Genomic DNA, 12,472 nt, shown 5'->3' with positions numbered 1-12,472 from the left:
TGGCGTAGAAGCTGAAACGGGTTTTTCAGGCCTGACTAAATAACAATCTAAATGTTGTTTAACCGCCTGCCTTCGTTACCAATTTCTCTACAAAAGAAGCATTTTTTTCTGCAAGATATTAACAGAAAATATATAAAAAAGCATAAAGTTTCCAGAATACATGTCCGATATATTATACTGACACAGCCCAACTTGGCCTAGCATCACGCGCTTTATGCGAAAGGATATTGATGTCAATTTCCCAAGCCAGTGGAATTACATTCGGAGCATCGAGCAGCTCTGCATTCACTTTCAATATACCTGGCCAGAAAGCGCAGGCTGAGGATGGTGTTGAAAAAAACGCACCGGCCCGGAAATCTGAAAACCTCCCCTCGAATACAGACGAATCATCAGGAAAGAGGAACACATTAACGGTTTCGCTCCCAGCGCTGCTCCATTCATGCGTTCCGGATTATTCGCAAACCACCGCGGGAGCGCTCCAAGAAGCGCTGATCGGTGCTTATGCAGACAAAGACAGCAGCCTCATTTCGAATCTTTTCGCAGATCAAGCCAAAGAACAATCCAAATATTTGAAGGGCCAGCTCGACAGCCTCAAGATGCAGAACGAGTTTGCAACGCAAATGCAAGGTGTGCTTGTAAACTCAATCTACAGCCTGAGAGCAGGCCAACCTTTGGAAGCGGTCGCCCGGCAGATAGAAAGCAAGTTAGACCACGTCGTCTCAAAGAAAATCAGCAAAGATGCCAAGGAAGAGCTGGACAAGGCTGAAGAGGAAACAGAAGAAAAGAACGAAAAAAAAGCCGAAGGCACCGAGGAATCGTCTGCGGATAGTGCACAGGCAACGGTGCAGGAAGCCATCGATAAAATGGCTGAAGCCACTAAGGAGAAGAACAACCAAGGCAAAAGTGGGTCCGGCGAACAACAAAGCGGCGATAATACCTCCGTGCAGGGAGCTGCTTCTGGAGAGAAGGCGCCAGCCCCAGCCGACGGCACCATTGCCGCCCAGCAGAAAGCTGTTTCCGAGAATGCCGCTTCTGCGCAGTCGAATTCAGTATCTGGAGTATCGGGAGCATCTGGAACAACTGGAGCTACAGCCACAGCGGGGGCACATCAGGGCGAGGCTTCAGGCGCTGCAGAATCTGGTAGTGCTGCTCCCAGCATTGATATTTTTGTTTAGTAGCCCGTCCGGTAAATTCATTTCGTCCGTAGGAATACCGGGACGGTATTGAGCAGAACTTCTCCAGTTCAGATAACGATCTATTCTATCTTTTATTCCCATATTATAAATTAGTGTTTTGCAAGAAACTCTATTGGGCAAGTTCGGTAACGTGCCTGCTTCCTGCGTCAGGGCGATGAAAACTCTGTGCTAACTGCGTTACTGCGGCAGGTAGAGAGAGGCACAAGCACAATGCGCGAACGCGCATTGAAGAGTAAGGAGGATGTGGGAAAAATAGAAGTCGTGGTATCCCTTTACCCAGTTGCCAAGTCTAGGTTTTGATATTTCGCCAGAAACAGTGGGGGAACCCGGTCAACGCGCCCGGTTCCCCCGCTTGTTTCCGGCACCTTCCCCTCCCCCTCCGGCACGAAGGGGCCGCAGGTATCTCAAAAGAAGTCTTTGCCGCCTTTTCGAACCAAGGCAGGTGAGGTAACGCCCTTGCGCCATAGGCTTGCAGGCTGCATTGCAACTTGTGAGCAGCAGGTGCGCCACGCCCTGCTGGACGTGGCGAATGGGAGGAGGATTAATATGTAATATTCAAAAAGACAAACTGCACTAACTTAACAAATACAAAATTCATTACAAATAATTGTAGAAAGTCAAAAATAATTATACGGACCCACTCATTTCAGAAAAGTACTTCTCCTTTAGTTTATTGATATAACCACTTAACTCTATTACTTCATCAGGCTTCTTTTCTTTTACAGGAAGAAATAAAGGGTCAGAAAGTAAATCTCCTTTCTCTTTCCAATACCCATCATTAATTACACGTTCCATTTCTCGCAAAGACATGTCTATATCTCCAGCCAATGACAATGCAAGAGAATAATTAAACCTGATATATGGTAACTCTGGATACCTAGAAACAAGCTTTTTAAACAATTCTCTTGCTTGTAGAATAGGCCCATCTGACCTTGAAGTCATGAGTGCTAATCCTCTTATATTCAGCAATTCTAAATTATCAGGTCTTTCCTTTAAAAGGATATCGCATATATGAACTGCCTGCGGATACCTGCCAAACCGCAACAATAAAAATGCTATATTCTTTAAAAGTTCTTCATTCCACTCACTTTGCGGCAACTCTTTTGTGTATTTCAAAGCAAATTGCCCCAAGTACTCCACTTGAACAGAAGTCAAAAGCTTGGCCAGATGTTCTATTCTTTCAGTTTGGGATAAAACATCTACCAAAGTACCAGACAATAGCATATACGAGCGGAGAGTGTCTTTCTTATCGCCAAATTGGAAAGCAGCACCAGCAACTTCAACCCGACCTAAAGATTCAAGAAGATTTTTTAGTTCCTTTCTAAATCCCCAGATAATTCCTATCACTATCAACAACCAAAAAATAGATTGGATTATTTGTAGCCAAACAACATCTCCCATCGCTTTCCTCTCCTTTTTACTCAACTAAATGCACAACCAGCTATAATATTATCTATAACAATAACAAGCAAATATAACAACAACACCTTTAGCGGAAACGATTTTATACACTACACTTTTAGTAATTCAATTCATGCACGTGTTTCCACAGTAAGATCCCGGCAATGCTCAAAGAGCATTGCCGGGATCTTACTGTGGAAACACACCGCGGGGGTCCGGGGGCCATCATGGCCCCCGGCAGGGTGCGGGGCAGCGCCCCGCTCTCCCCCATCTTTATTCTTCGTTATTCCCCGCTGCGACCGTCGTCGCAGGGTTCGCCGCCATCGGGGCGGGCGTGTTCCGGAGTTTCAGAGACCGTGCATGCTTCAGGGCCGTTGGCAGTGGCCTCGGAGCTGAAGTAGTTGGCTTCGGTCATGAACTTCAGGGCTTCGTAGCGTTCGTTGTAGTCTTTTTCTATTTGCTCGCGCAGGCGCTTGGAGTCTGCGGGGTGCAGGCGTTCCAGCAGGGCGTAGCGGTTTTCGCCGCCCAGGAATTCCTGCATGGAGCCGTCGGGCGCCTTGGAGTCCAGGCTGAGGGGGTTCTTGCCCTCGTCTGCCAGGGACGGGTTGAAGCGGTACAGAGGCCAGTAGCCCGAGGCCACGGCCAGCTTCTGTTCTTCCTGGGTCTTACCCATGCCCTTGCGGATGCCCTGGTTGATGCAGGGTGCGTAGCAGATGACGAGCGAGGGACCGGGATAGGCTTCGGCTTCCTGGAAGGCCTTGAGGGTCTGTTGCTTGTCCGCGCCCATGGCGACCGAGGCCACGTACACGTAGCCGTAGGTCATGGCCATGCGGCCCAGGTCCTTTTTGCCGGTACGCTTGCCTGCGGCTGCGAACTTGGCAATGGAGCCGAGCGGGGTCGCCTTGGAGGACTGTCCGCCCGTGTTGGAGTAAACTTCGGTATCCAGCACCAGGATGTTGATGTCCTCGCCCGAGGCCAGGACGTGGTCCACGCCGCCGTAGCCGATATCGTAGGCCCAGCCGTCGCCGCCAAAGACCCACATGGATTTCTTGGTGAACAGGTCGGCATCCTTGGCGATTTCAGCCAAAACACCGTCCTTGCCCGCAAGCAGGCCCTTGAGCTTATCGCCGATCTCGCGCGAGGCAGCCGCAGAATCCTTGTGCTGGAGCCAGTCTTCCAGGGCAATGGCAACGTCGCCGTCCACGCCGCTGTCCAAGGCTTCCTGAATTTTCTGAACCAGCAATTCGCGCCGGTTGTTCACGGCCATTTCCATGCCGAAACCGAACTCGGCCGCGTCTTCAAACAGGGAGTTGCCCCATGCCGGACCGTGCCCGTCCTTGTTGACGCAGTACGGCGCGGTGGGTGCGGACGCGCCCCAGATGGAGGAGCAGCCCGTGGCGTTGGCAATAACCATGCGTTCGCCAAAGAGCTGGGTAAGCACCTTGACGTACGGGGTTTCTCCGCAACCTGCGCAGGCCCCGGAGAATTCCATGAGGGACTGCTGGAACTGGCTGCCCTTGACCGTGGTGCGCGGCATAAGGTCGTCGCGGTAGGGGATGGTCTCGGTATAGTTGAAGTTGGGCACCTGGACATCGGTCTGGGTGGGCAACGGTTTCATAACCAGCGCCTTTTCCTTGGCCGGGCAGATGTCGGCGCAGTTGCCGCAGCCCAGGCAGTCCATGGTGTTGACCTGCATGCGGTAATGCATGCCCTTGAGCTGCTTGCCCTTGGCTTCCGGTGCGGCAAAGCCTTCGGGAGCCTTGGCCATTTCATCGGCGGTCAGCAGCACAGGGCGCAGGGCGCTGTGCGGGCAGACAAAGGCGCATTGGTTGCACTGGATGCAGTTGTCCGCAATCCATTCGGGCACCATGATGGCCACGCCGCGTTTTTCGTATTTGGAGGTGGCAACCGGGAAGATGCCGTCGGCGGTAAAGGCCGAAACGGGCAGGTCGTCGCCCTTCTGGGCCAGGATGGGCCGGACCACATCCTTGATGAAGGCGGGTTCGTCCACGGCCTTGGCCGGAGCGTCCTTGGCGTCTGCCCAGGCGGCGGGCACCTGGATTTCCACCAGAGCGTCCGCGGCCTTGTCCACGGCGGCCACGTTCATGTTCACGATCTTGTCGCCCTTCTTGCCATAGGCGGCGTGGATGCCCTTTTTGAGCAGATCAACGGCCTGCTCAAAGGGGATGACGTCGGCCAGCTTGAAGAAGGCGGTCTGCATGACCATGTTGATGCGGTTGCCCAGGCCAACCTCGCCCGCGATCTTGACCGCGTCGATGTTGTACAGCTTGAGCTTTTTGGCGGCGATGGTGCGCTTCATGGCTGCGGGCAGTTCGCGCTCCATGTCCTCCACGCTGTTCCAGGAGGAGTTGAGTACGAAGGTTCCGCCGTCCTTGATGCCGTCGAGCACGTCGTACTGATTGACGTAGCTGGACTTGTGGCAGGCAATGTAATCGGCAGCCGAAACCAGATAGGTGGACTGGATGGGCTTTTCGCCGAAACGCAGGTGGGAGACGGTGATGCCGCCGGACTTTTTGGAGTCGTAGGCAAAGTATCCCTGGGCGTACAGTTCGGTGTTGTCGCCGATGATCTTGATGGCCTGCTTGTTGGCGCCCACCGTGCCGTCGGAGCCCAGCCCCCAGAACTTGCACTGCACCGTGCCTTCGGGCGTGGTGTCGGCAATTTCGGGCAGGGGCAGCGAGGTGTTGGTAACGTCGTCCTCAATGCCCACCACAAAGTGATGCTTGGGCTGGCCTTCGGCCATATTGTCGTACACGGCCTTGATCATGGCCGGATTGAATTCCTTGGAGCCCAGACCGTAACGGCCGGGGATGATGTCGGGTGCATTGCCCTTTTGCATGAAGGCGGTGCAGATGTCCTGGTACAGCGGGTCGCCCAGGGAACCGGGTTCCTTGGTGCGGTCCAGCACGCTGAGTTTGGTGACGGAAGCCGGCAGCACGTCCATGAGATGGGCAATGGAGAAGGGACGGAACAGGCGGACCTTGATCAGGCCGACCTTTTCGCCCTTGGCAAGCAGGTGGTTGACCACCTCTTCCACGGCTTCGCAGGACGAGCCCATGGCCACGACCACACGATCCGCATCGGGTGCGCCCACGTAGTCGAACGGCTTGTAGGAACGGCCCGTAAGCTTGGAAACCTTGGCCATCTCCGCGGCCACGATGTCGATGACCTTGTCGTAGTGGGAATTGGCGGCCTCGCGTCCCTGGAAGTAGATGTCCGGGTTCTGGGCCGTACCGCGAATCTGCGGATGCTCCGGGTTCATGGAACGGGCGCGGAAGGCATCCACCTTTTCCATGTTCACCAGTTTGGCCATGTCCTCGTAGTCGATCACTTCGATCTTCTGGATTTCGTGCGAGGTGCGGAAACCGTCGAAGCTGTGCAGGAACGGCACGCTCGATTCAATGGCCGAAAGGTGCGCGACCAGAGCGAGGTCCATACATTCCTGCACCGAAGCCGACGACAGGATGGAAAAGCCGGTCTGGCGGCAGGCCATGATGTCCTGATGGTCGCCGAAGATGGACAGGGCGTGCGCGGCAATGGCGCGGGCCGAAACGTGGAACACGCCGGGCAGCAGCTCGCCGGAGATCTTGTACATGTTGGGGATCATCAGCAGCAGGCCCTGCGAGGCCGTAAAGGTGGTGGTCAGCGCGCCACCGGCCAGACAGCCGTGCGCAGCACCTGCCGCGCCCGCTTCGGACTGCAGCTGACGAACGTTGACCTTTTGGCCGAAGATGTTCCTGCGGTCCTGCGCGGCCCATTCATCGGCAATTTCGCCCATGGTGGACGAGGGGGTGATCGGATAAATGGCGGCGCACTCGCTCATGGCGTAAGCCACGTGCGTGGTGGCGGTGTTGCCGTCCATGGTTTTCATTTTGGACATATCGTGTCCTCCTTGCATCTCGATGCGTTGTCGAAAATCGTGGAAACCGAAGCCCTAAAAAAGCTGTTCCGCATACACTTCCTTATACGGCAATTAGTTGCCGTATCGACCCATGCGGAACAACCCAAGGTACTCATATTTTAGTTTGCCGAAAAAAAACAGGGGATGAAGGCAGAAAATATCAGTCAGATGGTCAAAATTCCGCGCAACCCTTATGCCCCGTAGATTTCCCGATGGTTCAACCACGTCGCATCTTTGCCTCGAACATCCGGCCGGGAAGCGGAATCGGCTCTCCACATTTTTCTCCGGGCGGGCGGCGATGACCGCCCGTCCGGAGAATTCGTCCGATCCCTAAGCTATGAGGATCGGACGAAGTACCGGTTTATTTGGGAATCGCCCATGCAGGCAGGTGCGTAAGATCCACGCCCCACAGTACGGGCATGATGTAGACGACAAAGGCGGTGATGAGAATGGTCCCAATAATGTTGAGCCATATGCCCGCCTTGGCCATCTGCCCTATGGTCACGCAGCCCGATCCGAACACGACAGCGTTGGGCGGCGTTGCCACAGGCAACATAAAGGCGAAGGAAGCGGCCACGCAGGCGCCGATGATGGTGGCGTAGGGATGCACGCCCATGGCTATGGCGGCTGCACCCATGATGGGCACCAGCAGTGTGGCGGTGGCGGTGTTGGAGGTGATTTCCGTCAGGAAGATGGTCATGCACACGACCACGCCGACAAAGACCACGATGCTGGAACCTTCCAGCAGGGACAGCTGGCTGGCGATGTAGGCAGCCAGGCCGGTCTTGGCAAAACCGTTGGCAATGGCAAGGCCGCCGCCGAAGAGCAGGATGACGTCCCAGGGAATTTTCACGGCCGTCTTCCAATCCAGGAGGAACTTGCCCTTCTTGAAGTCGATGGGAATGGCAAACAGGATCAGGGAGCCGAGAATACCGATGGTGGCGTCGGCCACGTACTTAAAGTTGGGGAAAATATCCTTGATGAAGTCGGCTTTGTTCAGAAAGCCGCGGGACATCCAGAAAGCAGCCACGAACAGGCCAACACAGACGATGTACTTTTCTTCCTTGCTCATGGGGCCGAGCTTGCGGATTTCCTCGTCGATGATGGCAGCGCCGCCGCCCAGTTCCAGGCCTTTCATGGGGAAGAGGAATTTCACCAGAATAAGCCAGGTAGCTCCGAGCATGACAGCGGACAGAGGCACGCCGAACATCATCCACTGGTCGAAACCGATCTGCACGCCGTACATTTTGTCGACCATGCCGACCATGATGGTGTTGGGGGGGGTACCGATGATGGTTGCCACGCCGCCTATGGAGGCTGCGTAAGCGATGCCGAGCATCAGCCCCTTGCCGAAGTTGAACTCTGTCGCCTTGCTGTGGGACGCACCTTCGCGAATCTGATCCGAGGTAAGGTTCAGGGCCTGCTGGATAACGGCCAGGCCGATGGGCACCATCATCATGGTGGTGGCGGTGTTGGACACCCACATGGACAGGAAGGCCGTAGCCAGCATGAACCCGAGAATCATCCGGGCCGGACTGGTGCCGACCAATTTGATGGTATGCACGGCCACGCGGCGGTGCAGGTTCCAGCGTTCCATGGTGACGGCCAGGAAAAAACCGCCCATGAACAGGTAAATAAGGTGGTTTGCGTAAGGCGCCGTGGCATGCGCGGACTTCATTACGCCGAGCAACGGAAACATGGCAATGGGCAGGAGGGATGTGGCCGGAATGGGGATGGCTTCAGTAATCCACCAGATTGCCATCAGCACGGTGACGGCACCAACTTTCCAAGCCTCTGGAGACATCCCCTCGGGATGAGGAAGCAGCAGCATCAGCAAAAAAATGGCAGGTCCGAGAAAAAAACCGATTCGTTTAGCAGCACCTGGTTCTTGCGCCATAACTCACTCCTTTCCTGGTTGCACGGCCTAGGCCGCATTCAAAGGACCCCACATCCGAGATTTCCATCATGCCGGGCGCAAATCGACCGGCAGCTTGCTGAAAAAGGTCCGCCGACCTTTTTCAAAGCGGGTTGCAAAACCTCTGTTTTCGCCACCCCCTTCCAGTGGCCGCCTTGGGTTTGCTGACGCCCCTACCGGCGTAGTCTTTGGCCCGCGGAAGCCACCCTCCGACGACTTCCGCAGGCCATGTCCGGCATCCACGAGGGACGGTGCGGTTAGATATCCAAACCGTAGGACTCCACAACGCCAGAGATACGCTTGCCAGACGCGGCAATGCGTTCGCGCAGTTCCTTTTGGTAGGCTTCGAGATCAAGCTGCTTTTTGGCAACACCGGTTTCCATGGCGGCCTTGGCAACAGCCACGGAGACGAATTCACTCAGGCGCAGGTCCAGCGCCTTGGGAATGACGTAATCCACGCCGTATTCCAGCTTGTCCACGCCAAACGCCTTGCACACGTATTCCGGGGCTGGCTGCTTGGCCAAATCGGCCAGGGCCTTGGCCGCGGCCAGCTTCATTTCTTCGTTGATGGCCGTAGCACCCACGTCCAGGGCACCCCGGAAGATGAAGGGGAAGCCGAGCACGTTGTTGACCTGGTTGGGGAAGTCGGAACGGCCCGTGCCCATGATGCAATCGGGGCGGGCTTCCTTGGCATCCACGTAGGGAATTTCCGGGTCGGGGTTGGCGCAGGCGAAAATGATGGGGCAGTTGTCGCTCATGGACTTGACCATGTCTTTGGTGACCACGCCGGCGGCCGACAGGCCCAGGAAGCAGTCCGCACCCTTCATGGCATCGGCCAGGGAGTCGAACTTCGTTTCCGTGGCATACATGGCCTTGAATTCGTTCAGGTCGGTACGGCCCTTGTTGATGTGGCCGCGCGAGTCGAACATGGCGATGTTTTCAGGATCGACACCCATGTTGCGGTACAGGTTGGTGCAGGCAATGGCTGCCGCGCCCGCGCCGGAGACGACCACGCGCAGGTCCTCGGCCTTTTTGCCGGAGATTTCCAAGGCGTTCATCATGCCAGCGGCGGTTACGATGGCGGTGCCGTGCTGATCGTCATGGAACACGGGAATGTCCATGATTTCCTTGAGCTTTTCTTCAATGTAAAAGCATTCCGGAGCCTTGATGTCTTCGAGGTTGATACCGCCGAAGGTGGGTTCCAGCGCCTTGACGATCTCGATGATCTTGTCGGGATCGGAGACGTTCAGGTTGATGTCGTAGACGTCCACGTCGGCAAAAACCTTGAACAGCACGCCCTTGCCTTCCATGACGGGTTTGCCTGCATAGGCACCGATATTGCCGAGGCCAAGTACGGCTGTTCCGTTGGAGACAACGCCCACCAGATTGCCGCGGGCGGTGTAGTCGTAGGATTTTTCCTTGTCGGCGGCGATTTCGCGGCAGGCTTCGGCCACACCAGGACTGTAGGCCATGGACAGATGCTTCTGGGTAACGCAGGGTTTGACCGGAATGACCTCGATCTTCCCTTTCCGACCCTTGGAATGATAATCAAGTGCTTCTTGTTTCGTGAAAAGAGCCATCAGAACCTCCTTGAAGTTCTCGACGTGGTGAGTGTGACGAGAGGCAGACGGATGACGTCTCCACGCTCCCTCTGCCCAAAGATCGCTTTTTCGGAAAATTGCGGTTTTCCATGGAATACGGCGCGTTGCACGATTGTGGCGTGGTGCCTGTGCATTGTGCTTGAACTGTCCAGAAAACGCGCAGAACCTGGAACAGGTCCTGGAGCCGTATCTGGCCCGCTTCCGTCACTTACCCCTCATGCCCCCCATGATGCGCAGGTGAACGGAAGCGGGCAGAAATTCGGCTTTGGTTATTCTATTCCCGCTGCTTTGCGATCCGGCACGGCGTAGAGTTCCTCGCCGTGGCAGTCGTTGATGACCAGCAGGGGGAAGTCTTCCACTGTCAGTTTGCGCAGGGCTTCAGGGCCCAGTTCGTCAAAGGCGATGACCTCGGCTTCCTTGATGCACTGGGAAAGCAGCGCGCCCGCACCGCCCGTGGCGCCGAAGTAGGCGGCCTTGTGGTCCTTGAGCGCCTGTTTGACGCCCGCGTCGCGCTTGCCCTTGCCGATGGTGCCTTTAAGGCCCAGGGAATGCAGGCGCGGTGCGTAGGTGTCCATGCGGTAGCTGGTGGTGGGACCGGCAGCCCCGATGGGACGCCCTGGAGGCGCCGGGCTGGGGCCCACGTAGTAGATGAGCGCGCCTTTCAGGTCGAACGGCAGGTCCTTGCCTTCGTCCAGCAGGTCGAAGATGCGCTTGTGCCCGGCATCGCGGGAAGTGAAGATGTTCCCGGTCAGCTTGACCACATCACCGGCGTGCAGCTGTTCGATATCCGCATCGGTAAGCGGCGTGGTGAGTTTGTATTCGGCCATTAGAGGATCACCTCCTTGTGCCGCGAGGAGTGGCACTGGATGTTGACCGCCAGAGGCAGGCTGGCAATGTGGCAGGGTTCCATGGCGATTTTGACGTCCAGACAGGTGGTCTTGCCGCCCAGCCCCATGGGACCGATACCCAGCTTGTTGATATCTTCCAGCAGTGCCTTTTCCTTTTCTTCCAGGCGCGGGTCGGGGTTGGTGTCGCCGATTTCGCGCATCAGGGCCTTTTTGGACAGGATGGCCGAGCGTTCGAAGGTGCCGCCCATGCCGATGCCCACCAGAATGGGCGGACAGGGGTTGGGACCGGCTTCGGCCACGCGGTCTATGACGAACTTGCGCACGCCTTCCCAGCCCTGGGCCGGGGCCATCATGGTGACACGGGACATGTTTTCCGCGCCGCCGCCCTTGGCCATCATGCTGATCTTGAGGGTCTCGCCGGGAACGATATCCAGATGGATGACCGCAGGCGTGTTGTCGCCCACATTGGCCCGGGTAAGCGGATCGCACGAGGACTTGCGCAAATAGCCTTCCTGATAGCCCTTGCGCACGCCTTCGTTGATGGCCTGGGGAAGCGTCATGCCGTCTATGCTCACTTCACCGCCCAGTTCCACAAAGAAGACGGCAAGGCCGGTGTCCTGGCACAGCGGCAGGCCGGAATCGGCGGCCAGCTGGCAGTTTTCCTCCAATTGACGGAATATTTCCTTGGCGGCCGGGGAATCTTCCTGGGCAGCACAGTCCTTGAACCGCTGGCGCACGTCTTCGGGCAGGTAGCGGTTGGCGTCCATGCACAGTTTGGCCACGGCGTCTATGACGTTCCGGGAGTCGATATGGCGCATGGGTACTCCTTGGGTTGAATAATTTTATTTGCAGAAGATCTGTTTCAACGCGGTAATGCCCATCTTGCGGCGCAGGAAACCAAGCTGGTTCTGCAGCGGCAGATTCTTGGGGCAGACATCTTCGCAGGCCAGCAGGCCCATACAGCCGAAAATGCCTTCGTCGTTGCCGATGATCTCGTAGTATTCCTTGTCCGAACGCTGGTCGCGCGGGTCCACCACAAAGCGGGCAATGCGGTTGAGCGAAGCCGCGCCCATGAAGTCCTCGCGCAGGCGGGCCGTTCCGCAGGCCGCCACACAGCATCCGCATTCGATGCAGCGTTCCAGCTCGTAGATTTCCTCGGCCACGGCGTTGTCCATGCGTTCTTCCGGCGCCGTGGGATCAAAGGTCTTTTTGGTGTGAACCCAGGATTCGGTCTTCTGGTACATGTCGCGGAACCAGACGCCCGTATCCACGGCCAGGTCGCCCACCAGCTTGAAGACCGGCAGGGGGTGCAGGATGATCTTTTCGGGCTGGTCCTTGGTCTTGGTCTGGCAGGCCAGGCCGGGACGTCCGTTGATGACCATGGCGCATGCCCCGCAGATACCGGCCCGGCAGCAGAAATCGAACTTCAGGCTGGGGTCCTGTTCCTCGCGCAGGCGGTTCAGGGCGATAAAGAGGGTCATGTTGACGGTCTCATCCAGGACATAGGTCTGCATCCTGGGCACATCCCCTTTTTTCTGGGGGTTGTACCGGAATATTTCAAAGGTCAGTTGTCTTCCCATAACGTCTTC

Annotated in this window: 8 protein-coding genes; 1 reads left to right on the top strand and 7 read right to left on the bottom strand. The window is 56.4% G+C overall.

Annotation, left to right across the window (positions count from 1 at the left end):
- Positions 1-230 precede the first annotated feature (230 nt).
- Entirely contained in the window at positions 231-1,175 is a 945-nt protein-coding gene (locus tag ACI0FJ_RS16125) for a hypothetical protein (protein ID WP_424305019.1), read from the top strand.
- Between the two features lie 648 nt (positions 1,176-1,823).
- Here ACI0FJ_RS16125 and ACI0FJ_RS16120 read toward each other — a convergent pair.
- From ACI0FJ_RS16120 to ACI0FJ_RS16090, 7 genes are all read right to left on the bottom strand, one after another.
- Positions 1,824-2,597, bottom strand: a complete 774-nt coding sequence (locus ACI0FJ_RS16120) for a tetratricopeptide repeat protein (protein ID WP_424305017.1) — start codon at positions 2,595-2,597, stop codon at positions 1,824-1,826.
- 283 nt (positions 2,598-2,880) lie between these two features.
- A complete protein-coding gene (nifJ, locus tag ACI0FJ_RS16115; RefSeq protein WP_424305015.1) occupies positions 2,881-6,498 on the bottom strand; it encodes a pyruvate:ferredoxin (flavodoxin) oxidoreductase in 3,618 nt (1,205 codons plus the stop codon).
- A 382-nt stretch (positions 6,499-6,880) separates the two neighbouring features.
- Positions 6,881-8,416, bottom strand: a complete 1,536-nt coding sequence (locus ACI0FJ_RS16110) for an SLC13 family permease (RefSeq protein ID WP_424305013.1) — start codon at positions 8,414-8,416, stop codon at positions 6,881-6,883.
- A gap of 275 nt (positions 8,417-8,691) precedes the next feature.
- The gene (locus tag ACI0FJ_RS16105; protein ID WP_424305011.1) at positions 8,692-10,014 is read right to left on the bottom strand and encodes a malic enzyme-like NAD(P)-binding protein; all 1,323 of its coding nucleotides are present in this window, start codon (positions 10,012-10,014) and stop codon (positions 8,692-8,694) included.
- 290 nt (positions 10,015-10,304) lie between these two features.
- Positions 10,305-10,862 carry a Fe-S-containing hydro-lyase gene (locus tag ACI0FJ_RS16100; RefSeq protein WP_424305009.1) on the bottom strand — a complete coding sequence of 186 codons (558 nt, stop codon included), beginning with the start codon at positions 10,860-10,862 and terminating at the stop codon, positions 10,305-10,307.
- On the bottom strand, positions 10,862-11,701 hold the full coding sequence (locus ACI0FJ_RS16095; protein ID WP_424305007.1) for a fumarate hydratase: 840 nt from the start codon (positions 11,699-11,701) through the stop codon (positions 10,862-10,864). Before ACI0FJ_RS16095 ends, ACI0FJ_RS16100 begins: the two co-directional genes overlap by 1 nt.
- Positions 11,702-11,725: 24 nt before the next feature.
- Positions 11,726-12,463: a fumarate reductase iron-sulfur subunit gene (locus ACI0FJ_RS16090; protein WP_424305005.1), complete on the bottom strand. Its 738-nt coding sequence runs from the start codon at positions 12,461-12,463 to the stop codon at positions 11,726-11,728.
- Positions 12,464-12,472 lie beyond the last annotated feature (9 nt).

It is taken from the genome of Desulfovibrio sp. 7SRBS1 (assembly GCF_049723905.1).
Lineage (GTDB): Bacteria > Desulfobacterota > Desulfovibrionia > Desulfovibrionales > Desulfovibrionaceae.
Note: the sequence above shows the minus strand (reverse complement) of the source record. Positions and strands in the feature narration are given on the sequence as shown.